Below are 26,047 nucleotides of genomic sequence, written 5' to 3'. Positions count from 1 at the left end.
TATTTTGTCGACGACCTCAGGATAGGGGTCTGAGTGTTATCTACTGCTGTCTGCTTCGCCACGCCCGTGCCGAAAAGGCCGGACACGCCAGCTTTATTTATCGCTTATTAAGTTCGGCAGGATCATGACCCAGGTCAAAGGCAGGGCAGTTAAGGCGAATGGCAGTTTTATCAGCCAGGTGGCATCAGTAACTCATCACCAGGGGCGAGTCCGGCGGTAACAATGATGTGCTCATCATCTACCCGCTCCCCCAAACGCAGGAATCGCCGTGCAGGCCCCGCATCACTGTTCACCCAGGCGATGTTGAGCTGACCAACTTCAGCGATGCGATCCAGGGGTACCACCACCACGTGCTGTGGGCTTCCTGCTACGAGCATTCGCGCATACATACCAGGCAATAGCCCCGGTGCAGCGGGCAGAGTGGCCTTGATTTTGAACGCCCGGGAGCCCGGGTCAGCGGCGGGAACGAGTTCTTCGATACGTGCCGTAAGCCGACTGTTGAGCGCGGGTATTTCTACGGCCACCTCCTGTCCTTCTTTCAGGCTCAGGGCGAGGGACTCGCGTACCCAGGCTTCTATGCGCAGGGAAACAGGGTTGTATAGAGAGAGAATGCTCTGCCCCGGCGACACCGTATCACCGGGTTCCACAAATCGATCGACAATCCGTCCGGCAATGGGAGAGCGGATTTCAGCAAAGGACAGCGAGGTTTTTGCGATTTCGAGGCTTTGTTTTGCTGCGGCGAGCTCCGCAGTGAGAGCGGCGGCATTCGCGTTCGCGGCGTCAAGGTCAGCATCCGCGATGAGTTTGCGTTCATGGAGCTCTACCGCTCGATCCCGGTTTTGTCGCGCCTCGATAAGTCGTGCCTCTACGGACTTCATGGCCTCGCTTGTCTGAGCGACCTGTGCCTCAAGATCCTCGTTTTCCAGGGTAACGAGGAGCTGTCCTGCCTGTGCATAATCGCCCGCCCGCATGGTTATCTGTTCTACCCGGGCCAGCAGGCGCGAGGCGATAATCGTCGTTTCCCGAGCTTCTACAGATGCGGCGATACTCTCAACAGCCGGCACGTCCCTGAGCGCTACGGTGTAGCTATCCCCGTCATCAATGGGACTCTGTGCAAGCACTCCCGGCTCTGTGCGATCCCGGAAAATACCAGCCATCAGGCCAATGAGTAACAATAGCCCGGCCAATGCCCCCAGGGAAAACAGGATTGTGCGCTTAGCGTTCATGGAGAGTCCTCCCTAGGATCCGCTGTGACTGCGGTCTCTGTTCCTTCGAATACAAGCAGGTAAACCACCGGAACCACGATGAGCGTGAACAGCGTGGAAGCCACAATACCGAAGATGATCGCTAGAGCCAGACCATTGAAAACGGGGTCCAGGGTGATCACCAGGTTGCCCAGCATTGTTGTACCGGCAGTGAGTAATACCGGGCGCATGCGTACAGATCCCGCCTGTAACAGTGCTTCCCGAATAGGCATGCCCTCGTTGCGAGCCTGAGTGATGAACTCAACGAGTATCAGAGAGTTACGAACAACAATGCCCGCCAGAGCGATCATGCCGATCATGGCGGTGGCGGTGAACAGCACCGGCTCCGGCGCTCCGGCTATGACGCGTTCGCCCAGGTGATTCATTAGCCAGAAGCCGGGCATGATCCCAATGATGGTGAGGGGAATGGCGAGCATTATGATGAGGGACAGTGCGGTAGACGATGTCTGGATGCGTAGCACCACAAAAATAGCGAGGAGGGCAAATAGATAACCCAGTCCCATGTCCCGGAATACGTCCAGGGTGATCTGCAGCTCGCCCTCACCAGCCCAGACTACCGATGTCCCCTCGGGTAGTGCCCAGCCGTCACCTCCGCCGTTGGTAAAAAATGTGCGACTCTGCCAGGGGCGCACCGCAGCACTCCGGGGCTCCTGATAATCCGCAACCAGATCTGCGATGACGGCTCCCGGCGTGCGACCGTTGAGTTCTGCGGTAACGTATACCACCGGGCGAAGATTCTTGCGAAAAATAGGCGTGTCGGCGTGTCCGCTAACAAATTCACCTAATTCCCCCATGGCTACCAGGGGTTGCGGTGCCAGATCGAGGCCCTGGGGTGACTGGGTTTTTACTACGCCGGCACGACCCCGAACCTGCAAGCGCTCCAGGTCCACCCGTGAGGCGCGCTGTTCCTGTGCGAGGCGTAATTCGATGGGAAGAGGTTTGAGTTCCTGGGGCTGTTGTAAATATCCCGCAACATAACCGTCGTTGGCCATGGTGAGCGTCTGGGCGATGTCGCTGGTGGATACACCGGACAATGCCGCTTTTTTCTGATCCGTAGTAAAACGGAGACGCGCCTGGGGACCTTCCAGGGACGCATCAATCTCCACGACATGGGCTTCACGGGACAGTCGCTCCATCAGTACCGTAGCGGCTTCCTGCTGGCTGGCATAGGGGGTCAGGGATTCACCGTAGATTTCGCCTACCAGCGTACTCAGCACCGGCGGTCCGGGGGGGACCTCTACGACTTTGATGTTGACACCTGCGGTCTGCAGCGGGCCCAGCAGCTCGCGAAGGCGCAGGACAACCGCGTGAGATTGGTGCTTGCGATCTAGTTTTTCTTTGAGGACCAGTCTCAACTCCGCCAGATGAGGGCCCCTGCGCTGATAGTAGCGGCGGACCATGCCGTTGAAGTCTATGGGAGAGGGTTCGCCGATGAATGCAGCCACCAAATCAACTTCGGGTAGACGCAGGACTTCATCGGCCACTCGCCGTGTATGAGCGGCCGTTCGCTCGAGGCTTGCGGACTCCGGCATGTCTATGAGGACCTGCACCTCATTTTTGCTGTCGAAGGGAAGGAGCTTCAGGGGCACCCATCTCAAGGCCGGCAGGAGAGCGGCAAAAACAAACAGAAAACCCACAACCCACAGCAGGCGATGGGCATGCGCACGGGTATCTAAAAAGGGGCTGACCAGGCGGGCGTAAGCTGTGACTTTATCAGGGGCACCGGAGGGTTCATTGACGGGCTCCTTAAGGAGCCAGCTGGCCAGCCATGGAGTCACCAGAAAGGCAACCAGTGTGGAGCTGATCACACTGACGGGCACGTTAAACGCCATAGGTGCCATGTAAGGCCCCATCATCCCGGTAATCGCTGCCAGGGGCAGAAAGGCGAGAACGATGGTCAGCGTCGACAGGATCAGGGGAGTGCGAATTTCATGCATGGCCGCCACCACGCGCTCTGTCAGAGACATCTGCTGACGTTTCATATAGCGCGCGATATTGTCTACCCCGGTTATCGGGTCGTCGACAAGCAGTCCCAGAGACAGAATCAGCGCGAACAGGGTGACGCGATTGATGGTGTAGCCCATCAGCATATCAAGGGCTAATGTGATGCCGTAGCAAACAGGTACCGCCAGGCCAACAATTAAAGCCGGCCGCCATCCCAGGAACAGGGCAATAAAGACCACAACGGTGACAATTGCAAAGCCAAGGGAGCTTGCCAGATTGTTCACCTTGGCGTCCGCGGTTTCCCCATAATCACGGAGAACTGCGACATCGACCTCCCGAGGTAAGAGGTCTTCACGAAGCTCCTCGATGAGATCGAGGGTGTCGTTTGCCAGGGTCACCGCGTTTGCGCCCCGTTGCTTGGCGACGGAGATGGCGACCATGGGGTATTGATTGTTATCACTGTCGAGGCCGGAGAAATCCAACCAGGTATAGCTGTCCGGTTCAGCCGGGCCATCGATGATGGTGGCTACATCCTGCAGATAGACAGGGGCGCCATCGATGACGTTCACAACCATTTGTGCCAGTTCCGAGGGCGCTCTCAGCACATCGCCGGCTTCCAGCGCAATCGCCGTGTTACCTATGGTCCAGGTGCCTGCTTGCTGCAGTACGTTGGAAATCTGCAGGGCAGACACGATATCGGCAGCTGTCGTATGGCGCGCTGCCAGGCTTTCGGGGTCCAGTAAAATTCGGAGGGTGCGGAGTCTCCCACCGATGACGTTGACTTCGCTGGTCTGGGGAATAGCCTGAATAGCGGTAGAGATTTCGTCTGCCATCCGCCGCAGTTCAAAATCGCTGTACAGCGCTTCGTCCTCGCTCCACAGTCCCAGCACCAGGATTGGGACATCGTCCACCTCCACAGGCTTGAGCAGCCACTCGGTAACAACGGCTGGTATCTGGTCCTGGTTTGCGTAGAGCTTGTTGTAGCTATTGAGGAGGGAGTCTTCACGATCCTCGCCGACAAAAAAGCGTAGAGTAACGGCAGTCTTCCCCGCATCCGTGCTGGAGTATAGATGTTCGACTCCCGGTATCTGCGCCAGCAGCTTCTCAAGGGGAATGGTGACTTGACGCTCGGTCTGTCGTGCCGAGAGCCCCGGCGCAGACACGAGCACATCTATCATGGGGACCACAATCTGCGGTTCTTCTTCCCGGGGGGTGAACGTCAGCGCCATGACCCCCGCGAACAGGCCGAGCAAAAACAGGGCTGCCGGAAGAGAGCCACGAAGCGTTGTGGCCATGATGCGATCAAACACGAATACTGTTGCTCCTTGTCATAGGGGGGAACGCGACCGAAGCTCAGGTAAGTATCATATTTTCGCCTGAAACAGTCTTGATGCAGGTCAACGGTAGCCGGTCTTTAGCCTCCAACGCCATTAATCTCATTGTATTACCATTCCTCATGGAAACGTCCTATCGCAGATACCAGGGAAGCTGAATGAACTTTGACGTACCTACCGATGTTGCTGAATTTCTGACGGAAGTCGACCAATTCATCGAGGACAAGATCAGGCCGCTGGAAAACAGCGACGACAATATGCGTTTTTTTGATCACCGGCGCGAAGACGCCAGGACCGACTGGGAGCGCGATGGCCTGCCCAATGAGGAGTGGGAAGCGCTGCTTCGCAAGGCAAAAGATCTGGCCATAGAGGCCGGGATCTTCAACTACCCGTTCCCAAAAGAGTTCGGCGGGCGCGAGGGTGGCAATCTGGGTATGGCGCTGATTCGCGAGCATTTAGCCGCCAAGGGTCTGGGTCTGCACAATGACCTTCAGAACGAGCATTCCATCGTCGGTAATAACATCGCGCTTCTGCTGATGCTCCACTACGGCACAGACGCGCAAAAAGCCCAGTGGCTTGAGGGCATGGCGTCCGCCCGCCAGGGATTTGCCTTCGGTATTACCGAGCCGGAGCACGGATCCGACGCGACGCACATGGAGACCGCCGCGGTGCGTGACGGCGATCACTGGGTGATCAATGGTGAGAAGACCTGGAACACCGGGGTGCATATTGCGGATGCGGACATGGTCATGGCGCGGACCTCCGGGCAGCCGGGGGAGGCGGCGGGAATCACCGCGTTTCTCGTGCCCATGGAGACACCGGGTGTGAAGATCGAGGAATATCTCTGGACCTTTAACATGCCATCGGATCACGCCCGGGTGTCTTTCGCCGATGTCCGCGTGCCTCACAGCGCAATCTTTGGCGGCGAGGGAAAAGGGCTCATGGTGATCCAGCACTTTTTTAACGAAAACCGCATCCGCCAGGCGGCATCGAGCCTGGGGGCGGCGCAGTACTGCGTTAACGAAGCGGTGGCCCATGCCCGGGAGCGAAAACCCTTCGGCAAAGCGCTGGCGAGCAATCAGGCTATTCAGTTTCCCCTGGTGGAGCTCAATGCCCGCTGCGAGATGCTCCGCGCCCTTATCCACAAAACCGCCTGGCTCATGGATCGCGATGGCGCATTCTCGGTCTCGGACAAGGTGTCCATGTGCAACTACCAGGCGAACCGACTCTGTTGTGAAGCAGCGGATTTTGCCATGCAGGTTCACGGCGGCATGGGTTACTCCCGCTATAAGCCTTTTGAACATATCTACCGGCATCACCGGCGATATCGCATCACCGAGGGCGCCGACGAGATACAGATCCGGCGCGCCGCGGGTTATCTCTTTGGTTTTATGAATCAGAAAAAACCCAAGGGCGTTGAGTAACCGTCATGGCGCAGGAGTTTGAAACCGCGTTAGAGTCTGTGTTGAAGCGGCAGCTCCCGGGTTGCCGGGCGCTTCTTGCCTGGGAGCAGCTTACCGCCGGCGCGAGTCAGGAAACCTATCGCCTTGAGATTGAGGAGGCATCGGGAACGCGACGCTACGCCCTGCGCCGTTCGCCCGCCCAGCTAGACCCTCAATCGGCAGTCGGCACAATCTCCCTGGAGACCGAGGCGCAGCTGTTGCAGTTGGCCGGGGCTGCGGGTATTCCCGGTCCGACGGTGCATTACGTTCTCCGGGAGGACGATGGCCTCGGCAGCGGTTTTGTCATGGATTGGCTGAACGGTGAGACCCTGGGTCAACGCATTGTCCGGTCGGAAGCACTTGCGGATGCCCGCGCCAAACTTGCCCGGGAATGTGGTCAGATACTCGGCCGCATCCACAGCCTGGATTGGGCATCGAGCCCCCTGGCGGAAGCGTTGCCGCGGATCAGCCCTGAGCATCTGGTGCGGGATACCTGGGCCACCTATCGCGATTTGCAGGTGCCCGTACCGATGATCGATTACTGCTATCGCTGGCTGCTGGATAATGCGCCCGGGACCTGGCGTACAACCCTGGTTCATGGTGATTTCCGCAACGGCAATCTGATGGTGACCCCCGAGGGCATCAACGGCGTACTGGATTGGGAATTGGCACACATCGGTGATCCCCTTCGTGACCTGGGATGGCTCTGCGTGAATTCCTGGCGCTTTGGTAACGATGCCCTGGCCGTGGGTGGTTTCGGTACCATCGATGAGCTGAGAGAGGGGTATCGCGAGACCTCCGGCATCGAGGTGTCCCGCGATGAAATCAAGTACTGGCAGGTCTTTGGCTCCTTCTGGTGGGCCATGGCGACATTGCAAATGGCCGACGCCTGGCGACGGGGAGAAACCCCCAGTCTCGAGCGTCCCGTGATTGGCAGGCGCTCCTCCGAGGCGCAGATGGATTGCGTCAACCTGCTGATCCCCGGTGAATTTGATCTGCCGGACGAAGGGGCAGTTATTGCAGATGGCACACAGCTACCCATGCCCGGAGAATTGCTGTCGGGAGTGGCGGCATTCTTAAAGGACGAGCTTGCCTCCGAGCTCCAGGGTAGGCAGGCATTCCTTGCCAAAGTGGCGGCAAACTCCCTGGGCATTGCGCAGCGGGAATTTCAGTTCGGTGGTGATTTGGCAAAAAAGGAGCAGGAACGTCTGGAGCAGCTTCTCGGGCAGCGGGGCAGCCTCGAGGTATTGCGCTGGGAGCTGGTTCATCGCTTGCGTACTGACATGGCTCTCGATACGCCGGGCCTTGCCGGGCATCTGCGTCAGACCGTCGCGGGCCAGCTGGCAATTGATCAGCCGCGCTACCCCGCTTTACACTAAGCTCTCCGCATTCCTTTTTAAATTTATAATCCCGGCCGTCCCTGAAGGCGCTGCGACCATGCGCGACAGGTGACGGTAGGTAATAACAGGCCACAACAGGCGACTACAGGCGACTACAGGCGACAGCAGGTGAACCGCGATCAATAAACCAAACGGAGATGGCCTTGAGCGCATCCTGAAAGCCACCGAGTGTTCCTATCACGGATTTCGCAGCGCTTTTATTCACGAGTCCGCCTTTCGTCAGGAGCTCTTTCTGGGCATCGTATTGCTGCCTGTCGCCTTTTACCTGTCCACGTCGAGCAACCATCTGCTGCTGATGATTATCAGTCTGCTTTTATTGTTGCTCACGGAACTGCTCAATTCCGCCATTGAAGCGGTCGCCGACGCGGTCACGCTGGAGGATAATCCGCTTATCGGCAGGGCCAAGGATATGGGCTCCGCCGCGGTGTTCGTAGCCCTGAGCCTCCTTGCTCTGGTCTATGGCGAGGCCGTGTTCCGCCGGTTCTTTGCCTGATTATTCGCCGGCAAGCCTTTCAAACGCTCAGGAGATACTCCAGGCCGCCCGTCACCGCCGCCACCTGTGCGGCGATGCAGTCATTGTCTGTGACCAGAGGACTATCGGGATAAACCTCCGTGGTTGTGACAAAGGGCGCGTCCGTCACCCCCATACACAGTCCCAGCCCTTTACCGTCGTAACAGATAACCCCCTCCTGCTGCAGCGTCTCGCCGATGATTCTTCCATCGATGGAGGGCGCGATATGCGTCACCCGGGCGACGGACTCGATGATGGCACGCTGAAACTCGGGGGAGGGGCGCGAGCTGTCCGCCACGCCGTAAAAGCCGTCGGGAATGTCCCAGTGATCCTGAGGCTTCGCGTCCCGCGCCGCGAGGGCAGGTCTGAACTCGCTGTTATCCGTGTCGGTGGTTTCGTGCAAATCAAAGTGCCCCAAAAAGTCCCATCCCCGGCGTGACAGCCAGTCCATGACCGCCGCGCTCTCCTCTGCAGGGCTGTTGGCGACAAAGGAGCGGTTGGGGTCAATGGCCAGGGGGTTCCAGCGGTTGATGGTTTCGAAGGCCCAGGGGCTGACACAGGGCATGACCAGAAAATTGAAAGCCCCCTGGTAAGCCTCGCAGGCCGTTTCCAGAAAACTCAAAGCTCCCATAACGCCGCTGGTTTCGTAACCGTGAACGCCACCGGTCACCAGTATGTTCGGCAGTTCAGGGTTCCAGTTTTTGGAACTCAGGGCGTGGAGGGCGTACTCATCGCTGTCGTAGGACAAGCTGCCGTACTGCGCGACATCGTAGTGTTCCATGAGGGCCTGTACGCGAAGTTCCACAAGTTCACTGTACGAGCGTTGCTTTTCCTGTACGGCACGCCAGGCAGCTTTTTCGGCAATGCCCCAGGGCACTCTGGAATCGCCAATGGCGTAGGAATCGGAGTCACTCATCAATCGGTCTCAGCTGTGATTATGGGCGCACCATACCGCATGCGAGAGCGATGTCCAGATAATGGCAACCCTGAATGCTGCAAGTCCAAACTAACGTAAAACCCATGGACGGGCCCTAGATCGCTGACCCGAGATAGATCGCGGCGAGGGTAATGCAGGTGAGAACCCACACCGTGAGATCGCGCCGTTCCAGCAGCACGTGAGTTGTGAGAATGGCACCGATGGGCGTGGCCAGGGCATAAACGGATATCAGGGTGAGAAGAACATCAGCGAGAAAGTCCAGAGGGTGAATGCTGATGCCCTGGCTGCTGATATCCACTGCTTCCACCAGGTCCATGCCGGTAAAAATGATGGTGAACCACAATCCGATCTGCAGGTAGAGCCAGGCTTCTGCCCGGGCCCGCTTTCGAAAGGGCGCTGTGAGGAGGCCCAATACCGGTTTAAAGAATAGCGTCAGGGGGCCCCCGGGATCATTGACGTAGTAGTACAGACGCAGGCGGTGGCTCCAGCGGTCAAAGTTTTTCAGTACGGGAATGGTGGCCAGGGCATCCCAGCGGGCACCGAGGAGGGTGATAGCACTCAGAGCAACGATGGCGATGATCGGTTCGTAATTGCCGGTGTTCGTCGATACGCTGCCCACGGCGATGCCTGCAAGGGCAAGGACCAACACGTCACCGAAGAGTCGGGCATGCCCCTGGCGCTTGGCGATCCACGCCGGATGTTTGGGCAGCGCCGCACCGCGACTCGGTGGCATGAACGCGAGGGCTCTCGGTGGTTGTCCCCGGCGTTCCCGCTCGGCCTGATCATCATTGTAAGACTCAAGGAGGGTCCGCATGAGAAACGCATCCACAAGCCACCACAGCAGTGCCCCGCCGGCGGTGAAGGCCATGGTCAGAGCCGTTGCCGGTCTGTCCAGATAAAAGCGATGACCGCCGATGAGCCCCGTAGTCGCCCACAGAAACCAGGCGATGCCCGCGCGCTTTTTGGGATAGCGGTAGAGGTCTTCGAGTACCGCCCGGGAGAAGTCGGCATCCCGGTGGGAGGCTTTGGTCTCCACGGGGCCTTACACGGCGGCTCTGTTAAGCCAGAAGCGCCATGACCATCATGGCCAGTCCCGCAACGCCCACGCCCCAAACCAGACTGCGCAGATAGGGAATGCCCACGAGATAGATGGGCAGGTAGGCCACCCGAGCCCAGAAAAACACCGTGGCACCGAGGGTGGCCGCCTCGGCCATGCCCGCTGCCTGGGCAGTAAGGGCGAGAGGTACAAACAGAATCAGGGCTTCGATGCTGTTGTTGGCAGCGCGCTCAGCGCGTCCTCCGAGGGGCGTGGCGTCGGGAAGATTATCGCGATTGCTCAGCCCCGCCTTCAGGCCCTCGGGCGTCCATTCGCGGTTGCGTAGAAACGCTCCCAGCATAATCGCCAGAAAAGTCAGCAGGGTCGTGTAAACAACAATACTCAATAAAGGGGTCATGGCGTTTCTCCAGAGTGGTTATGCCACGCTACAAAGGCGGCGCGGCGTCAAAAGTGTGTTTTAAGCAGATTCAAAAGCAGGTTGAACGCACAGCGAAACGCCGACCCCTCCCTGCCAGAGTACTACCAGGGTAATTCCTCGCCCGTGTAGGTCAGGAGTCGGCCGCTGTCGTCGGGGGTGAGCTGTTCAATCACGGCCATCATCCCGGCGATGGATGTGTCCGTCTGAATGTCAGCGCCGTGGCCACCCATGTCTGTGACCACCCAGCCCGGGTGCATGGCGATGGCGATGATCGCCTTCTCCTTAAGATCGATGCTGGCATTCTTCATGATCGCGTGGAGGCCGGCCTTGGAACTGCGGTAGCTGTACAGCCCGCCGCTGTTATTACCGCCGATGCTGCCCAGGGTGCTCCCCATGCCGACAATCACTTTTTTCTCGCTGGCTGCCACATGATCGGCGAAGGCCTGAATCAACATCGCCGGCGCGACGACATTGATATTCATCACATGCTGGAATTCCTCGGCTTTCAGAGTTCCCAGTCCCGTTCGTTCTGCCATGACGCCGGCATTGAGAATCAGGACGTCGATGGCGGTGCCCCGCAAGGTGTCAGCCAGTTCCGCGATGGCGTCCGTATCGCCGACATCCAGTTTATAAAGCGTTACGCAGGGTTCTGCGGCGGCGAGGGCTTTCGCTTCCACAGCATTGTCAGGGTCCCGGCAGGTGCCCAGGACCGTCCATCCCGCGGCGGCGTACTGGCGGATAAATTCCAGACCCAGACCGCGATTAACCCCTGTTATCAGAACTGTCGCCATAAGAAGGTTCTCCGCAAATAGTGCTGACGCACCCTCCAGTACTTGAGGGGCCAGGTCAAGGGCAGCCACTGAACACGCTTCATTGCAGCACAATACCCAGGGCTAGCGGAAGAAGGATCAGGGATGCGAGATTGCCTATAAGCACAATCGCCGCGACGCGCTGGGGATCCCGGGCGTAGCGCTCTGCAAACAAAAAGTTCATGACCGCCGGGGGAAGGGCGCCAAAGACAATGAGCATTGCCGTGTCCCGTTCATTGAGTCCCAGCAATCGCGAGAAACCCCAAGCCAGGAGCATGCCAACGGCAGGCTTCAGAAAAGCGCCAACGAGGGGTGCGGTGAGGGCGTCAAAGCGGATTTCGCGCATGCGCACACCCAGGGCAAACAGCAGTAGCGGTACCGCCACGTTCCCCATGAGCTGCAGCGCCGCTACCAGGGGCGGCCAGACGGGAATACTCATGAGGGAGATGCCGAGTCCGGCAAATACGGCCAGGAGCGTGGGGTTGCGCCACAGGGTTTTGAGCTGTGCATCGCGATCGAGCATGTGCAGACCCACGGAGAAGTGCAGCACATTGGAGACGCTGTAGAGGATAACCGCCGCAGCCAATGCATCATCTCCCCAGGCCAGCACTGCCAGGGGAATACCGATGTTTGCGGAGTTGTTGAACATCATGGGCGGCACGAAGGTTCGCCACTCGATGCCCAGGACCTTGGCGAGGGGGCGGGCCATGAGCCCGCTACACAGAACGATGAGCGCCGCTCCGGCTGCCAGGCCGGCATAGCGCACCGGGTCAAAACTCTTGCTCATCATCGCGCCGAGAATCAGGGCAGGGACAAACACATCCATATTGAGGCGATTGGCCACGGACATTTCGGGATTGTGTTTGCGGCCGTAGAAGAAGCCGGCGATGACGATGGCAACAATGGGAAACAGAATGCCCGCGATGCGGGCAAAGGTTCCCAGATCAAGGAAGGAAGCGCCGGTGACGTTCATGGTGCGCTAAGCGCAACGTGGAGCAGTGGATAACTGAGCTACAGCATACCGCTCAGTCGCTGGCGGATCATGGCCTCGGCGTCCGCCATGATTCTGCTGATGAGCTCATCGCAGCTCGGGATGTCGTTGATCAGGCCCGCGACCATGCCGCAGGACCAGGCACCGCATTCCACGTCGCCCTCCATCATCACACGGGGGTAGACCCCTGCCACCTCTTCGGCGATATCACCAAACTCCAGATCCTTGCCTTTGGCTTTTTCTGTGGCGAGGATTTTCTCGACGGCGGGGTTGTTGAGCACCCGCTCGGTGTTGCGCAGGGGTCGCATCACCAGTCGCGTGTCCAGCTCTGTGGCCTGGAGGATTGCCTGCTTCACATTTTCGTGGACGGGAGCCTCCTTCGTGGCCAGGAAGCGCGTGCCCATGTTCATGCCCTCGGCGCCCATGGCCAGGGAGGCCACGAGGGAGCGAGCGTCCGCCATGCCCCCGGACGACACAAAAGGAATCTCAAGCTCATCGGCGGCCCGGGGCAGGAGAATCATATTGGGAATGTCGTCTTCGCCGGGGTGGCCGCCGCACTCGAAGCCATCCACGGATACCGCGTCACAACCGATTTTCTGGGCCTTGAGGGCGTGGCGTACCGCGGTGCATTTGTGAATTACCTTGACGCCGGCTTCCTTGAGCGCCGGCAGATACTCGGAGGGATTGTTGCCTGCGGTCTCTACCACCTTGACGCCACCGTCGATGATGACCTTGATGATGCCCGGATAGTCCGGAGCGTTGACCACGGGTAAAAACGTCACGTTTACGCCGAAGGGTTTGTCCGTCATCTCCTTGCAGCGGGCGATTTCATTGGCCAGATCCTCCGGCGTTTTCTGGGTGAGTCCCGTAATAATGCCCAGGCCGCCGGCGTTGGATACGGCAGCGGCGAGCTCCGCAAAACCGACATAGTGCATGCCGCCCTGGATAATCGGATGCTCAATGCCAAACATTTCCGTGATGCGCGTTTTCATGACCGGGTTCCCCTGAGAATATGACTGTGTTGTGACGCGAGAGGGCGCTATGCTGATTTATCCGGGTTGCTTATGCAATCTGCAATGAAGGGGTTTCTTACGATATGCACCGATCTCGGGTCATGGCGGCGTCTGTTGTAATGCTCACCTTGGGGTTCACGGGCTGCACGGGTGATTTACCACAGTCGGAGTTTCCTTGCCTGGTGGCTCAGGACCGCTACAACAGATTCAACGAGACCTATGTGTTTTCACCCATGGGCGATAAGGAGCGGGCGATGCGCTTTGCTCAGGAAGCGGAAGCTGCCTGCTTGCAAGATGAAAATTAGGCGAAAAAAAAACCCGCCTGGAGAAGTAGGCGGGGCTGCTTTAGCTGCTGTTAGGGGCCTTAGTCGCTACCGACGACCGTCACGCCAAAGATCGCCGTGGTGCCGCTGACCTCGTTGCCGACGATGAGAATGGGTTCGCCACTGGGGCTGTCATCGGCGGCGACAAACTTGATGGACTCGGGACCAAGATCACCCGCAGCGGAAAAGTCGCCCGCATCGACCAGATCGCCGATATCTACAGAGAAGTCCCGGGTGCTGATGTACTGCACGAACTCCGCGGACTGGGGGTTGCTGATGTCGTAGACCATGATGCCTCCGACGCGCTCGAGAGCGATGAAGGCATAGGTGTTGCCGCCGATGGTAGCAACTTCCACAGCCTCGGGCTCAGGCCCTTTGTCGTCGGAACGATCATCGCCCTCGTTGTCATCGTTGCTGGCATTAAAGCCCTCGCCGAGACGCTGGGCCGTGATCAGTTCAAAGTCACTGCCACTGTCAAAAACCAGGGCACCGGTGCTGCCCTCCCAGATGGAGAAGGAGCGGGCGCCGTAGCTGTAAAGTGCTTCATAGCTGCAGCTGGCATCGGGCTGCCCGGTGGTAGCCAGATCACTGCAGCCGGTCACGCCCTGATCAACGACAATCTTGATACGACCGAGGTTTTCGTTCTGGAGCAGGGTTTCCAGGTCGGGAGCGAAGCGGCTGAGGTTGCCCAGCTCAACGGTCGCGCCCACATCCAGAAGATCGCCCGCGCGAATCTCGTCGAGGTAGTGGAAGCAATCACCGTCGTCAAAATCAAAGCCGCCCTGGGCCGTGCAGTCGGCCTCGTCGCTGGCATCGGTCAGGTACTCCCGGGCATCGCCCTCGTTGGCCGTAACCAGATAGGTGCTGCCCGCATAGTCATAGCTGGTGATCGTGTCGGGCATGAACAGTCCGCGCAGGGGCCAGCTTTGGAGATTGGCACCACCGTCGCGGTTGCTCGCATCCAATTCGTTGCCGATGAGACCGTGATCCTTGTAACCCAGTCCCAGAACGGCGGAGATTTCTGCGCCGGCGATATCAACCACCGCCACGGCGTTGTTTTCCTGGAGAGCGACCCAGGCGGTGCTGCTGTCCGAAGACACGGTGAGGTATTCCGGCTCGAGGTCCTGAGCAACACTGGCTGCCTTGGCCGAGATTCGCACCCCGCTGCCCAGAGACTTGCTGCCGCCGCTGTTAAACGCCGTGAAATCCAGCATAGTCACATCCGCCTGGGTGACGGCAGACACGCCGCCTGAGACGTCAATGAGGCTGACGCTGCCTTCGGGGTCAACACTGTAATCGCCATTGGGCTCGCCTTCGTTGGCGACCAGTACGCTGTTGCCATCGGGTGTAAAGGTCACCATGTCGGGAAGCGCGCCGACCTCGACGGCAGAGAGGAATGTGCCGTCGGTCTGATAGAAAGCGATGTAACCGTTGTCTTGCTTGGTGTCTGCCTCGATGGCAACGGCCAGGGCGCCATCGGAGACGGCTACGCTGTTTGCAGCGCCGAGGGCAGAGGCATCGGCCAGGTCGGCAATCGCCCCCGCAACGTCTGCGGCCACGTCAAGGGAGCTGGCAAGAGTCGGGGTCGAAGGCGAACTGATGTCGATAACATCGATTTGTCCGGAGTTTGCATTGACCACGAAGGCCTGCTCGGTGGCGGGGTCGTAGTCAACGATCTCTGCGGCGGACTCATCGAACTCCGCTGTTTCATAACGGCCCAGAAAACTCAGGGCTATGGTGCTGGCACTGCTGCTTGAGCCGTCCGTGCCAGGCTCGCCTGCAGGGCCCGCGGGTCCGGCCGGGCCCTGGGCGCCATCGGCACCGTCGTCGCCCTCGCAACCCGCTAGACTCAGAGGTCCGATAAGGGCAAGACTGATTAGTAAACGTTTGTAGGACATGCGTTAACTCCCTTCCGATGGGGCCCGATGCGGGCGAAAGCAAAGATGACAAGCCTGTGGCAGCTGCATGACAGATTGATGAAGAAAATGCGGCGAAACGGTGACGTTTTTGTGACGCTTCGGTGATAACGTGATGTTTTTGTAGCCCGTAAACAGTGAGTGGATTTATGCGTTTTTCTGCAGTGTTCCGTTGGTGGGTCGCCCTCTGCACCGTTGTGGTGCTCACGGCCTGTGAGAGTGAGAAAAGTGTTGCCGTGGATCCTGAGCTTGCGCGTCTCGAGGCGCGTGCTGCGGCCGTCACTATCATCCGGGATGATTACGGTGTGCCCCACATTTACGCCAAGACCGATGCGGACGCGGTGTTCGGCCTGCTGTATGCCCAGGCGGAGGATGATTTTCCGAGAGTGGAGCGCAACTATTACTGGGCGATCGGCCGCCTGGCGGAAGCCGAGGGGGAGGCCGCGCTTTTCAGCGACCTCCGCGCCCGGCTGTATATGTCCACGGACGAAGCGAAAGCCGCCTACGCCAAGGCGCCGCCATGGCTTCAGGCCCTCTGTGACGCATTTGCCGATGGATTGAACTATTACCTGGCGACACATCCGGAGGTGACGCCCAAGGTCCTCACCCGCTTTGAGCCCTGGATGCCCATGTTCTTTTTCGAGGGCTCTATCGGCGGTGATATCGAGCAAATTCCGCTTGATGGTATCAAGGCTTTTTACGGCGAAGGGCGCTCCATCGCCCTAGCGCAATTGGAGCAGGCGCGGGAGCCGACGCTGGGCTACGAACAGCATCTGGGTTCCAACGGCTTTGCCATCGCCGGTGAGCACACGCGCTCCGGCAATGCCATGCTGCTGATCAATCCTCACACCTCGCTGTACTTTCGCGGTGAGGTCCACGTGGTGAGTGAGGAGGGCCTGAACGCCTACGGCGCCGTCACCTGGGGGCAGTTTTTTGTCTACCAGGGTTTTAACGAACACACGGGCTGGATGCATACCTCCACCGGTGTGGATTTTATGGACGAGTTCGTCGAAGAGATTGTCGAGGATGCTGATGGTGCTGACGGCGCCTTGATGTATCGCTATGGCGATGAATTGCGGCCCGTTGAGGTGTCAGAAGTCACCCTGCGCTACAAAACCGCCGATGGCATGGCGGAGCGAACCTTCCCCCGTTACCGCACGCACCACGGTCCCATTACCCATATGCTCGACGGTCAATGGGTTGCGACCCGGATCAACTGGGATCCCGTGACGGCACTGGAGCAGTCCTACGTGCGTAGCAAGAAATCCGGTCTTGAGGGTTTCAACGAGATGATGGATTTGCGCACGAATTCCTCCAACAACACCGTGTATGCCGATTCATCGGGCAACATCGCCTACTACCACGGCAACTTCATCCCCCGGCGCAATACGCAGTTTGATTTTTCCAGGCCGGTGGACGGTAGCAATCCCGCGACGGACTGGCAGGGCCTGCATACGGTGGATGAGATTGTCACCGTGATCAATCCCGAGAACGGCTGGCTGCAAAACTGTAACTCCACACCCTTTACCGCAGCGGGAGCGTTCAGTCCCAGGCGTGAGGATTATCCGGTGTACATGGCACCCGATAAAGAAAACTTTCGGGGCATCCATGCGCAGCAGGTATTAGAGGGTGTTTCTGATCTAACGCTGGAGGGGCTTCTTGATCTGGCCTACGACAATTACCTGCCGGGATTCGAGGTCCTGATCTCCGGACTGATTGAGGCTTATGACGCCGGGGGAGACCCCTATCCTGAGCTGGCAGCCCCCATTGCCGCTTTGCGGGATTGGGATAGGCGTACCCGCGAAGATTCCGTCGCCATGTCCCTGGCCCAGTTTTACGGTATGCAGTATCGGGAGGATGGCGCGAATCCCCGGGGGCTCCGGCGCATGGCGCTGATTAACTATTTCGGCCAAGAGTCGCCTCTCGATGAGCGGCTTCGCGTGTTTGCGTCGGCGGTAAAACGCCTGGAAAACGATTTCGGTCAGTGGAACACCCCCTGGGGGGAGATCAACCGCTTCCAGCGATTATCGGGGGATATCAATCTCAGTTTTGATGACGATAAGCCCAGCCTCCCCGTGGGTCTGGCGTCGGGAGACTGGGGCGCCCTCGCGTCTTACCGGGCCGTGGGGCGAAACACAAAACGTCTGTACGGGGTCTCCGGCAACAGCTTTGTCGCGGTAGTGGAATTCGGTGACCGGGTGCGCGCCAAAAGTATTCTCGCCGGCGGCCAGAGCGGCGATCCCGAGTCCCCGCATTTTTACGATCAGGCTCAGCCCTATATTGATCGGGAGTTTAAGGACGTGGCCTTTTATCGCGAGGATGTAGACGCCCGGGCGGTACGCCGCTATCACCCGGGTGAACGGCTGCAGGGCACAGACTGACGCGGTGTCTGTGTCTCTGAAGCTCACGATCGGGCTGCTTGTTCTGCTCCTTGTCGCCGTTGGAGCCCTGTGGACCCCCGATAAGAGTCGTTCGGTACTCGAGGCCCGATACCTGCAGGGCGGGGAGGACCTCCGGGAGGTGGATGGCGTGCGTCTCCACCTGCGGGTTTCCGGTCCCCCGGACGCGCCGGCGCTGTTCCTGCTTCACGGCTTCGGGGCAAGCCTCCATACCTGGGACGCCTGGGCCCGGGCATTGGAGGACCGGTACCGTGTGATTCGCATGGACCTGCCTGGAGCCGGACTGTCTCACCCGGACCCCTCGGGCGATTACTCCGATGAGCGAACCCTGGCGTTGATGGCGGCGATCATGGAGGACCTTGCGGTGGCCAGGGTCGTCTTGATCGGTAACTCCATCGGTGGGCGGCTTGCCTGGCGCTTTGCGGCGGCCTATCCCGGGCGGGTCTCCGGTCTCGTGCTTATCTCTCCCGATGGCTTCGCCAGCGAGGGCTTCGAATACGGTAAAGCCCCGGAGGTGTCTGCCATGACAGAGCTCATGCGCTATACGCTGCCGCGGTTTTTGCTGGAGATGAGCCTGCGGCCCGCCTACGGCAATCCCGAGATCCTTACGGATGCCGTGGTATCGCGCTACCACGATCTGATGCTGGCCCCGGGGTCCCGGGATGCGTTGATTAAGCGCATGGCGCAGACCGTGCTGGTGGACCCAAGGCCCCTGCTATCGCGCATCCCTGTGCCCGTGCTGTTGCTGTGGGGTGAGGAGGATGGCGCCATTCCCATCGAGAACGCAGCCGACTATCAGGCGAATCTCCCCGACAGCCGCCTGGTCACGCTGCCGGGGCTGGGACACGTACCTCAGGAAGAGGACCCTGTTCGTTCTCTGGCGCCTGTGAGCGCGTTTCTTGAGTCCCTGAACCTGACGTCCAGCCCGAGCAGCAGCCCCGGCATAAGCTGAGAAGAAAAGTGCCGCCGGGTTAAGCGGCGATGCCCGTGTGTCGAAGGAGGGCATCGACCTTGGGTTCGCGGCCGCGAAAGTCCACAAACAGGTTCATGGCGTCATCGGAACCGCCGCGCTCGAGAATGCTTGTGAGAAAGCGTTTTCCCGTGGCTTCGTTAAACACGCCTTCTTCCTCAAAGCGTGAGAAAGCATCTGCAGATAGCACCTCGGCCCACTTGTAGCTGTAATAGCCAGCGGCATAGCCGCCGCCAAACACGTGGGAGAAGGCATGGGGAAAGCGGTTCCAGGCCGGCGCGGGCACCACGGCCACCTGTTCTCGCACTTCATCGAGAATCTTGTAGATCGCATCGCCCGTCGCGGGATCGTACTCAAGGTGCATACGGAAATCGAAGAGGGCGAACTCCAGCTGTCGCACCATCATCATGCCCGACTGGAAGTTTTTGGCGGCGATCATGCGCTCGTAGAGATCCTCGGGAATGCGCTCTCCCGTCTCATGGTGTGCGGCAAACAGATCCAGGGCTTCCCGTTCCCAGCAGTAGTTCTCCATGAATTGGGAGGGCAGCTCCACCGCGTCCCAGGCGACGCCACTGATGCCGGCAATGCCCGGATAGTTAACGCGGGTGAGCATGTGGTGGAGTCCGTGACCGAATTCATGAAACAGGGTCTCCACTTCGCGGTGGTTGAGGAGAACATCGGCGTCCCCAACGGGCGGTGTGAAGTTGCAGGTCATATAGGCCACGGGGATCTGTTCGAAGGAGGCCGTCTGCATACGCGACTGGCAGTCCGCCATCCAGGCGCCGCCGCGCTTGTGCTGTCGGGCACAGAGGTCAAAGTAAAACTGCGCCCGCACGCTGCCATCGGGGTCGCGGATTTCATAGAAACTGACGTCGGGGTGGTAGGTCTCCACATCGTCGACCCGGTGGAAGCTGACGCTGAAGAGTTTTCCTACGACGTCGAACATACCCGCAATCACCCGGCTCACGGGGAAGTAGGGTTTGACCTCTTCTTCGCTGATGTTGTGGCGATGCTGGCGGAGCTTCTCGCTAAAGTAAGCGACGTCCCAGGGTTTAAGATCCCCATGATTATGCACTTCGGCCGCGTAGGCCTTGAGCTCCGCAAATTCCGCTTCGGCCTGGGCTTTGGAGCGCTGCGCCAGGTCATTCAGAAAACCCATGACCTCGTCGGTGCTGCGCGCCATCTTGGTGGCAAGGGAGCGCTCGGCGTAGTTGTTAAAACCCAAAAGCTGCGCCGCCTCGTGACGCAGCGCCAGAATCTCGCGCATGTTCTCGGTGTTGTCGAATTCCCCGGCCTGGGGACCCTCATCGCTGGCCCGGGTGGCAAAGGCGCGATACATCTCCTCCCGGAGCACGGCATCGTCGGCGTAGGTCATCACCGGCAGGTAGGAAGGGAAATCCAGGGTGAGAAGATAGCCCTCGAGGCCGCGGTCGGCGGCCATCTGCTTTGCGAGGTCCATGGCTGTCTGGGGTAGCCCCGCCAGTTCTTCGCTGTTCGTGATCGCCTTGCTCCAGGTGTTGCCCGCATCCAGAACCTTGTTGGAAAAGTCACTCGACAACGCCGAGAGTGATTGCTGTATTTCCTTGTAGCGCTGCTTCTTGTCTTCGGGGAGGTCCACACCCGAGAGCTTGAAGTCCCGCAGAACATTGCTCAGAAACTTTTTCTGATCGGCGTTGAGCACGTCGGCATGTTCTGCCACCACTTTGTAGGCCTCATACAGCGCTTCGTTCTGGCCCATTTCCGTGCTGAAATCCGAGAGCTTGGCCAGACAGGCGCTGTGAGCTTCCCGGAGCGCTTCGCTGTTCAGTACGCCGTTAAGATGAGACACCGGTGACCAGGCCCGGGACAGGCGGTTATCCAGAAGCTCCAGCGGCTCCACAAAATTTTCCCAGCTGGGTGTTTCGTCGGATTCCAGCCGCTGGATAATTTGCTCCCGGTTGAGGGCCAGAAGCTCATCGATGGCCGGTTCCACATGCTCGGGCAGGATGGATTGAAATTGCGGTAGAGGGCCATCGGCTAGAAGCGGGTTGGACATTGGGGTTTCCATGCTGGGGTCTGGGCGCGCAATTTTGCCATGAAGCGGCGGGCGGTGGGTATTTGCCTTAAACTTTGCCCGAACAAAGAAAAGAGATTACTCATGGCTTTTGATGCGCAACAGTCACAGCAGTATGAAGGTGGCAAAGGTGGCGAAGGTGGCGAGACAGCTGCTCTTGAACTTTTTGCCTTACCCACCGCAGCCCAGGGCTTGCCCAGGGTTTTTGGGAGCCCCCGTCGCTATGTGCAGGCCCCCGGGGTTATCGGGCAAACGGGAAGCTATCTGCGCAAGCTGGGTTTTGATTCCTGTGCGGTGTTGCTCTCCGCCCGCAGCCAGCAGGCAGAGGGCGCCGTTCTGCTGCAGAGCCTTGAGGATGCGGGTATTTCTGCGACGATTCTCACCTTTGGCGGCGAATGTTCCTTCGCCGAAATCAACGCCCACACGGACGCACTCCTTGCCTCGGACGCCGCTCCCGCAACGGTGATCGCTCTGGGTGGTGGCAAGGTGGTGGATGCGGGGAAGAGCATCGCGCACCGTCTGAGGGTTCCGTCGGTGGTGGTCCCTTCTCTCGCTTCGAATGATGCGCCCTGTTCCGCGGCCTCGGTCATCTATACGCCCGAGGGCGTTACGGAGGCCTTTGAGGTATTCACGGAAAACCCGGCGCTGGTTCTGATGGACACTGCGGTGGTTGCCGCCGCACCGGCCCGCTATCTCATTGCGGGTATGGGTGACGCCATGGCGACCTGGTACGAGGCACGGGCCTGCTCCAAAAACCCCGCTGCGGTGACGGCCTTTGGTGCAAGGCCGACCCTTGCGGGCGCCGCTATTGCGCAGCTCTGTGCCGAGACGGTGTACCGCGATGGTGAGGCGGCCCTGGCGGCCCTGGCCTCGGGGAGCATTGACGAGGCCCTGGAGCGGATCGTCGAGGCCAACACCCTGTTAAGTGGTATTGGATTTGAGTGCGGCGGTTTGGCGGCGAGCCATGGCTTTGCCCAGGCCTACACGGTATTGGACCACGTGCATAAGCAGTTTCTCCATGGCGAGATGGTGGCCATGGGTGTCCTCGCGCAGCTGGCGCTGGAGAATTGGCATGATGAGGCGCGACGCGCCACGGCCTTTTTTGTCAACGTGGGACTCCCGGTACACCTGGGTCAGCTTGCGCTCTCGGCTGACGATGCCGTAAGCATTGATGCGGTGGTCGAGGCCGCTCTGGCCTTCCCGTTTATGGCGAACATGCCTATGGAAGTAAGCGCCGAAAAGCTGCGGGCGGCCATTGTGGCGGCAGATCGCTTGGGGCGCGAGGTGACTGAGGAGTTGGGGGATGCAGCTTATGCGCAGATACATAGGAGCAGCTAGACCGGGTGTCGGCGGGGCCCTCTGCGCTGCGCTGACGATTTTACTCAGCGCATCCGCCCTTGCCGAGGATGCGTCTCAGTCTGAGGTCCATGGTAGTGTTCATGAATCTTCTTCTCATCACGGCGGACTTGGTTTTCCTCACCACACCCTTGGCGTGTTTTTTGGCGATACCACGGAAACACGCCGAAATCAGGGCTTTACCCTGGGTCTGGAGTACGAGTACCGCGTGAATGAGCAGTTTGGCGTGGGTGCTATCCTGGAGCATGTAGGCGGCGACTTCCATACCAACGTTGCCGTGGTACCCCTGGCGTACCATCGCGGTCCCTGGAAGCTGTACGCCGGGCCCGGCATCGAAGACTCCGAGGAAGAGGGCAGTGCTTTTTTACTCCGAGTGGGCCTTGAGTACGGTTTCCACGTGGGTAAATACGAGCTGTCGCCGCAGATTGACGTGGATTTTGTCGACAATGAGCATCTGTTTATTTTTGGTGTCACGGTGGCGAGACCCTTCTAGCTGCCCGTGAGTGAGCGAGGCCCGAATTTGCACGCCCCTGCAAACCTGCAGGGTGCCCTGGAGGGGGTGCTGCCCGGTGCGCGCTTGAGTGTCCAGTCCGTACTCTCAAATCACGCTCTGTCTCTGGCGTTGATCCGGGACATGGCACCGCAGCGACAGCTCGATGAGGCAACGGCGCGCCGGGTGATGGATAACCCCCTGTACTGGATTCTTTGCTGGGCCTCGGGGCGTGTGCTGGCGGCCCATGTGCTGGAGAACCCGGAACTAGTGCGGGGAAAACGCGTCCTGGACTTTGGCTGCGGCTCCGGCGTGGTGGCCATTGCGGCGGCGATGGCTGGCGCGGAGGAAGTTGTCGCCTGTGATATTGATCCCCTGGCCCTCACAGCGACGCGTCACAATGCAGCCCTCAATAATGTGGCCCTCAGCTTCAGCGACGACTTTGAGGCCGTGCAGGGTGAGGTCGATCTGATCCTGGTGGCCGACGTGCTCTATGACAAAGGTAACTTTCCGTGGCTGCGGCGATTTGTGGAGCGCGCCGATACCGTACTCATCGCCGATTCCCGGGTCCGCGACTTTGCGGTAAAGCCCTACAAAAAGATCTGCGAAGAAATCAGCTGTACCATCCCCGACATGGACGAGGCGGGAGAATTCAATCGCGTCTCGATTTACGCCGCGTCCTCGCGGTCTGTTTATTCGGCTACCGGGGCGTGATGGTGGTCAGGATCGCCGGAGTAAGGCCGTAACCGCCCCTTTTTTTAGGCAGCATTACAGTAAACGAATCCTGCGATAGTTCTCGAGTATCGGTATGATTTTGGGTCCTGTGTAGTGTAGCGGTGCAGTTTCCTCATGCGACTCTGGTTTATCCCCCTGATCTATTCTTTACTCAGCAGCCCCGTCTGGGCTTGGTCCGATCATGCAAGCCTCCTGTGGCCCCTGGTGCGCACTCAGCCGGAACTCCTGAGCCCCTCCCTGGAGGTGGAGTCTCTCGATGCGTTTTTGCAGGCCGAGGCGTCGGGACTGGCAGAGCTGTTGAATAGTCATGAGGCGATGTCCCGGGCGACTCTGTCTCACTACGCCTCGCGACCCGAGGGCTTGGCCTTCTCCGCCGACGCCGATGATTTACGCGACGCGTTTTTGCGTGCTATCCGGGTGAACCCCGAGCTTGCCTATCCCCTCTACCGGCAAAGTACCGTGGAGGACCCTGCCGTGCCGCCCCTCAAAGCACAGCGCTTTGATGATCTGAGTTTTCTCGATGGCGGGGTGTCTCACGATTCCATCGTCTACATCGCGCTTGAAAGCGGTGAGCATGTGGCGCCGGCGCATGTGCTGGCGAGCGGCAGCGATGAGCCGGACTTTGGTATGGACATCGGACTTTTTGCGGATAACGACACGGAATTTGGCGCCGGGTATGGGTTTGGCGATCAGCCCTTTGGCAATCCCAATCTGGAATACAGCTCCCAGGCCCCCTTTCACATGGGCTTTTATCATCTGGACTGGGTGACGCGAAAAGCCCAGCCCGATTTGCTGCGTACCTACCCCGAGTGGCGTGTGTCCTTGTTCCGTGCCCTGTCGCGTTTTGCTTTTGAGACGGGCCACGACTATTGGGGGTGGCGCTTTGCCGGTTGGGGGCTGCACTACATCGGCGACCTCACCCAGCCTTACCATGCCCACCCCCTGCCGGGCGTTGGCACCATGAAAGGTATCTGGACCGTGCTTCGCGGTAAAACCGTAGACGCCATTCAACTGGTATCCAACCGTCACGGCGTGCTGGAGTCCTATCAGTACCAGCGGGTCCAGAAGGCTCTCGAAGAGAAGTCCTGGGACAACATTATCCTCGCCGCCGTTGCCCGGGGCGAACCGGTGCCCGAGTTCAATGAGCGCACTGTCCGCGACGAGCTGACAAAAGAAAGCGTGGATGCCGGCAAAGATCTCGACCTGGCCCTCGTCGTGGATATGCCGCCGCGCTACGTGTCTGATCCGGCCTTTGAGTGGAATGGCTCGGGCGAGGAGGCCGCCATCGTGGTGACCGTTGCCAGCGATCGGGGTGAGATTGCCATCGAGACCCTGGACGCTGTGATCGCCGAGCAAATGCTGCGTTTCTCTCGCTTCGCTCAGGCGTGGATCAATGATGCAAAACAGGCGTGGTCGGCGGATAGTTAAGAGCGCTCCACCGGACCCGGGACCGTTGTCGGTTGCCCGGCCAGGTTTTCCGGTCTAGGCTTTGGATCCCTCAAAAATAATTCACAGGCAGAGGATGCCCCCGCATGACGGATTCCCGAGATTTTGACATTGTGGTCTTTGGCGCCACTGGTTTTACCGGCAGGCTGATTTGCGAATACCTGCACCAAAGCTATGGCGATGAGCCGGAGTTTCGCTGGGCCATGGCGGGTCGCAACAGCGCCAAGCTGGAGAAGGTGCGCGACGAACTGGGCATCGACGGCAGCGTTCCGCTCCTGGTCGCTGACAGCGACGATCAGGAGAGCCTCGATCGCCTGGCGGGCGCAACGCGGGTATTGCTCAGCGCCGCGGGTCCCTACGCGCAATACGGCAGCAATATGGTCGACGCCTGCGCCCGTCTGGGAACGGATTACGTGGACCTCAATGGCGAGCCCCTGTGGATGAAGGACATGATTGCGGCCCACGACGAAACGGCCCGCGACAGTGGTGCACGCATCGTCTTTTCCTGCGGTTTTGACTCCCTGCCTTCGGATCTTGGAGTCCACCTGTTGCAGCAGGTCGCCAATGCGAAGTTCGGGGCACCGCTTCCCCGGGTGAAGTGTCGCGTAAAGGCTATGCAAGGCACGGCCTCCGGTGGCACCGTGGCGTCTTTCAAGGGCACCATGGCTTCGGTGAAAGCGGATCCCGCGCTGTTTGCTGATCTCGTGAACCCCTTCGTGCTCACGGACGGCTTTGTCGGTCCCGATCAGCCGCCGGGCAACGAAATGCTCTTTGAAGAGGAACTCAACAACTGGTCCGGCCCCTTCATCATGGCCTCCATCAATACCAAGAACGTCCATCGCTCCAACCAGTTACTGGGCCATGCCTATGGCGCTGATCTGGTATATAACGAAATGATTCTTCTGGGGGAGAGCAAGCCCGATGCCGCCGGCGGTGACATGGTGCTGGATATGACCCTCAAGCCGGGTGAGGGCCCGAGCAAGGAGGAGCGCGAGGCCGGGTTCTACGACATGCTTTACATCGGCAGTAACGACAACGGCGACAGCGTCACCGTGCAGGTCTACGGGGATCGCGACCCCGGTTATGGCTCCACTTCCAAGATGATTGCCGAGGCGGCTATTTGCCTTGCGCAAACGCCCAAGGGTCACGGGGGATGTTTCACCGCGGCGCCGGTGATGGGTGAACCGCTGCGCAAGCGCCTCCAGGAACACGCGGGCGTGTCCTTTACCGTTTTATAA

22 protein-coding genes are annotated in these 26,047 nt (G+C 59.4%); 11 read left to right on the top strand and 11 right to left on the bottom strand.

Translation table 11 applies throughout. The annotated features are described in order from the left end of the window. Positions 1 to 170: 170 nt before the first annotated feature. Together KT71_RS15910 and KT71_RS15905 are read right to left on the bottom strand one after the other, a co-directional pair. Complete coding sequence (locus KT71_RS15910; RefSeq protein WP_008294332.1) at positions 171 to 1,226, bottom strand: efflux RND transporter periplasmic adaptor subunit; 1,056 nt, start codon at positions 1,224 to 1,226, stop codon at positions 171 to 173. Then, positions 1,223 to 4,519 carry an efflux RND transporter permease subunit gene (locus KT71_RS15905; protein WP_008294333.1) on the bottom strand — a complete coding sequence of 1,099 codons (3,297 nt, stop codon included), beginning with the start codon at positions 4,517 to 4,519 and terminating at the stop codon, positions 1,223 to 1,225. Before KT71_RS15905 ends, KT71_RS15910 begins: the two co-directional genes overlap by 4 nt. Before the next feature lie 182 nt (positions 4,520 to 4,701). Between KT71_RS15905 and KT71_RS15900 the strand changes: the two genes are divergently transcribed. Beyond that, positions 4,702 to 5,967 (top strand): acyl-CoA dehydrogenase family protein, encoded by a 1,266-nt coding sequence (locus KT71_RS15900; RefSeq protein WP_008294335.1) that lies wholly within the window; start codon positions 4,702 to 4,704, stop codon positions 5,965 to 5,967. Between the two features lie 5 nt (positions 5,968 to 5,972). Further along, complete coding sequence (locus KT71_RS15895) at positions 5,973 to 7,364, top strand: phosphotransferase family protein (protein ID WP_008294336.1); 1,392 nt, start codon at positions 5,973 to 5,975, stop codon at positions 7,362 to 7,364. 103 nt (positions 7,365 to 7,467) lie between these two features. Here the strand turns inward: KT71_RS15895 and KT71_RS21125 are convergent, their stop codons facing one another. After that, positions 7,468 to 7,671, bottom strand: a complete 204-nt coding sequence (locus KT71_RS21125; RefSeq protein WP_238549432.1) for a hypothetical protein — start codon at positions 7,669 to 7,671, stop codon at positions 7,468 to 7,470. Between KT71_RS21125 and KT71_RS15890 the strand changes: the two genes are divergently transcribed. Next, complete coding sequence (locus tag KT71_RS15890; protein ID WP_238549525.1) at positions 7,585 to 7,878, top strand: diacylglycerol kinase; 294 nt, start codon at positions 7,585 to 7,587, stop codon at positions 7,876 to 7,878. The two genes, KT71_RS21125 and KT71_RS15890, sit on opposite strands and share 87 nt — an antisense overlap. 19 nt (positions 7,879 to 7,897) lie before the next feature. Here the strand turns inward: KT71_RS15890 and KT71_RS15885 are convergent, their stop codons facing one another. The 6 genes from KT71_RS15885 to KT71_RS15860 form a co-directional block, all read right to left on the bottom strand. Next, a complete protein-coding gene (locus KT71_RS15885) occupies positions 7,898 to 8,812 on the bottom strand; it encodes a M14 family metallopeptidase (protein ID WP_008294338.1) in 915 nt (304 codons plus the stop codon). Between the two features lie 115 nt (positions 8,813 to 8,927). Next, positions 8,928 to 9,869: a TM2 domain-containing protein gene (locus KT71_RS15880; protein ID WP_008294339.1), complete on the bottom strand. Its 942-nt coding sequence runs from the start codon at positions 9,867 to 9,869 to the stop codon at positions 8,928 to 8,930. A 22-nt stretch (positions 9,870 to 9,891) separates the two neighbouring features. Continuing rightward, entirely contained in the window at positions 9,892 to 10,287 is a 396-nt protein-coding gene (locus KT71_RS15875) for an MAPEG family protein (protein WP_008294340.1), read from the bottom strand. A 122-nt stretch (positions 10,288 to 10,409) separates the two neighbouring features. Next, the gene (locus KT71_RS15870; protein ID WP_023660182.1) at positions 10,410 to 11,099 is read right to left on the bottom strand and encodes an SDR family oxidoreductase; all 690 of its coding nucleotides are present in this window, start codon (positions 11,097 to 11,099) and stop codon (positions 10,410 to 10,412) included. Positions 11,100 to 11,178: 79 nt separating this feature from the next. Next, positions 11,179 to 12,090 carry an AEC family transporter gene (locus KT71_RS15865; protein ID WP_008294342.1) on the bottom strand — a complete coding sequence of 304 codons (912 nt, stop codon included), beginning with the start codon at positions 12,088 to 12,090 and terminating at the stop codon, positions 11,179 to 11,181. Positions 12,091 to 12,128: 38 nt separating this feature from the next. After that, positions 12,129 to 13,100, bottom strand: coding sequence for an NAD(P)H-dependent flavin oxidoreductase (locus KT71_RS15860; RefSeq protein WP_008294343.1), 972 nt, complete (start codon positions 13,098 to 13,100; stop codon positions 12,129 to 12,131). 122 nt (positions 13,101 to 13,222) lie between these two features. Here KT71_RS15860 and KT71_RS15855 point away from each other — a divergent pair, with 122 nt between their 5' ends. After that, positions 13,223 to 13,426 carry a hypothetical protein gene (locus KT71_RS15855; RefSeq protein WP_023660181.1) on the top strand — a complete coding sequence of 68 codons (204 nt, stop codon included), beginning with the start codon at positions 13,223 to 13,225 and terminating at the stop codon, positions 13,424 to 13,426. A 59-nt stretch (positions 13,427 to 13,485) separates the two neighbouring features. Here KT71_RS15855 and KT71_RS15850 read toward each other — a convergent pair whose 3' ends face one another. Beyond that, entirely contained in the window at positions 13,486 to 15,342 is a 1,857-nt protein-coding gene (locus tag KT71_RS15850) for a choice-of-anchor I family protein (RefSeq protein ID WP_008294345.1), read from the bottom strand. A gap of 167 nt (positions 15,343 to 15,509) precedes the next feature. Here KT71_RS15850 and KT71_RS15845 point away from each other — a divergent pair, with 167 nt between their 5' ends. Both KT71_RS15845 and KT71_RS15840 read left to right on the top strand, forming a co-directional pair. Continuing rightward, positions 15,510 to 17,741, top strand: a complete 2,232-nt coding sequence (locus KT71_RS15845) for an acylase (RefSeq protein ID WP_008294346.1) — start codon at positions 15,510 to 15,512, stop codon at positions 17,739 to 17,741. 4 nt (positions 17,742 to 17,745) lie between these two features. After that, a complete protein-coding gene (locus KT71_RS15840) occupies positions 17,746 to 18,711 on the top strand; it encodes an alpha/beta fold hydrolase (RefSeq protein ID WP_040362422.1) in 966 nt (321 codons plus the stop codon). A 19-nt stretch (positions 18,712 to 18,730) separates the two neighbouring features. On the opposite strand, the gene prlC is transcribed toward KT71_RS15840, so the two are convergent. After that, positions 18,731 to 20,764: an oligopeptidase A gene (prlC, locus tag KT71_RS15835; protein ID WP_008294348.1), complete on the bottom strand. Its 2,034-nt coding sequence runs from the start codon at positions 20,762 to 20,764 to the stop codon at positions 18,731 to 18,733. Between the two features lie 102 nt (positions 20,765 to 20,866). On the opposite strand from prlC, the gene KT71_RS15830 reads away from it, so the two are divergent. From KT71_RS15830 to KT71_RS15810, 5 genes are all read left to right on the top strand, one after another. Then, a complete protein-coding gene (locus tag KT71_RS15830) occupies positions 20,867 to 22,120 on the top strand; it encodes a glycerol dehydrogenase (protein ID WP_008294349.1) in 1,254 nt (417 codons plus the stop codon). Beyond that, the gene (locus KT71_RS15825) at positions 22,086 to 22,631 is read left to right on the top strand and encodes an outer membrane beta-barrel protein (protein ID WP_023660179.1); all 546 of its coding nucleotides are present in this window, start codon (positions 22,086 to 22,088) and stop codon (positions 22,629 to 22,631) included. Before KT71_RS15830 ends, KT71_RS15825 begins: the two co-directional genes overlap by 35 nt. Positions 22,632 to 22,658: 27 nt before the next feature. Then, positions 22,659 to 23,342 (top strand): class I SAM-dependent methyltransferase, encoded by a 684-nt coding sequence (locus KT71_RS15820; protein WP_023660178.1) that lies wholly within the window; start codon positions 22,659 to 22,661, stop codon positions 23,340 to 23,342. A 135-nt stretch (positions 23,343 to 23,477) separates the two neighbouring features. Further along, positions 23,478 to 24,791 (top strand): phospholipase C/P1 nuclease family protein, encoded by a 1,314-nt coding sequence (locus tag KT71_RS15815; RefSeq protein ID WP_008294352.1) that lies wholly within the window; start codon positions 23,478 to 23,480, stop codon positions 24,789 to 24,791. Positions 24,792 to 24,895: 104 nt separating this feature from the next. Beyond that, complete coding sequence (locus KT71_RS15810) at positions 24,896 to 26,047, top strand: saccharopine dehydrogenase family protein (RefSeq protein ID WP_008294353.1); 1,152 nt, start codon at positions 24,896 to 24,898, stop codon at positions 26,045 to 26,047.

This window comes from Congregibacter litoralis KT71, from assembly GCF_000153125.2.
In the GTDB taxonomy this organism is placed as follows: Bacteria; Pseudomonadota; Gammaproteobacteria; order Pseudomonadales; family Halieaceae; genus Congregibacter; species Congregibacter litoralis.
This window is presented reverse-complemented; position numbering and strand designations above follow the sequence as displayed.

Excerpts from the sequence above, each read along its gene's own strand:
- KT71_RS15910 (WP_008294332.1), bottom strand. The coding sequence starts at position 1,226 with ATGAACGCTAAGCGCACAATCCTGTTTTCCCTGGGGGCATTGGCCGGG.
- KT71_RS15900 (WP_008294335.1), top strand. The coding sequence starts at position 4,702 with ATGAACTTTGACGTACCTACCGATGTTGCTGAATTTCTGACGGAAGTC.
- KT71_RS15895 (WP_008294336.1), top strand. The coding sequence starts at position 5,973 with ATGGCGCAGGAGTTTGAAACCGCGTTAGAGTCTGTGTTGAAGCGGCAG.
- KT71_RS21125 (WP_238549432.1), bottom strand. The coding sequence starts at position 7,671 with ATGGTTGCTCGACGTGGACAGGTAAAAGGCGACAGGCAGCAATACGAT.
- KT71_RS15885 (WP_008294338.1), bottom strand. The coding sequence starts at position 8,812 with ATGAGTGACTCCGATTCCTACGCCATTGGCGATTCCAGAGTGCCCTGG.
- KT71_RS15875 (WP_008294340.1), bottom strand. The coding sequence starts at position 10,287 with ATGACCCCTTTATTGAGTATTGTTGTTTACACGACCCTGCTGACTTTT.
- KT71_RS15870 (WP_023660182.1), bottom strand. The coding sequence starts at position 11,099 with ATGGCGACAGTTCTGATAACAGGGGTTAATCGCGGTCTGGGTCTGGAA.
- KT71_RS15865 (WP_008294342.1), bottom strand. The coding sequence starts at position 12,090 with ATGAACGTCACCGGCGCTTCCTTCCTTGATCTGGGAACCTTTGCCCGC.
- KT71_RS15860 (WP_008294343.1), bottom strand. The coding sequence starts at position 13,100 with ATGAAAACGCGCATCACGGAAATGTTTGGCATTGAGCATCCGATTATC.
- KT71_RS15855 (WP_023660181.1), top strand. The coding sequence starts at position 13,223 with ATGGCGGCGTCTGTTGTAATGCTCACCTTGGGGTTCACGGGCTGCACG.
- KT71_RS15850 (WP_008294345.1), bottom strand. The coding sequence starts at position 15,342 with ATGTCCTACAAACGTTTACTAATCAGTCTTGCCCTTATCGGACCTCTG.
- KT71_RS15845 (WP_008294346.1), top strand. The coding sequence starts at position 15,510 with ATGCGTTTTTCTGCAGTGTTCCGTTGGTGGGTCGCCCTCTGCACCGTT.
- prlC (WP_008294348.1), bottom strand. The coding sequence starts at position 20,764 with ATGTCCAACCCGCTTCTAGCCGATGGCCCTCTACCGCAATTTCAATCC.
- KT71_RS15830 (WP_008294349.1), top strand. The coding sequence starts at position 20,867 with ATGGCTTTTGATGCGCAACAGTCACAGCAGTATGAAGGTGGCAAAGGT.
- KT71_RS15825 (WP_023660179.1), top strand. The coding sequence starts at position 22,086 with ATGCAGCTTATGCGCAGATACATAGGAGCAGCTAGACCGGGTGTCGGC.
- KT71_RS15815 (WP_008294352.1), top strand. The coding sequence starts at position 23,478 with ATGCGACTCTGGTTTATCCCCCTGATCTATTCTTTACTCAGCAGCCCC.
- KT71_RS15810 (WP_008294353.1), top strand. The coding sequence starts at position 24,896 with ATGACGGATTCCCGAGATTTTGACATTGTGGTCTTTGGCGCCACTGGT.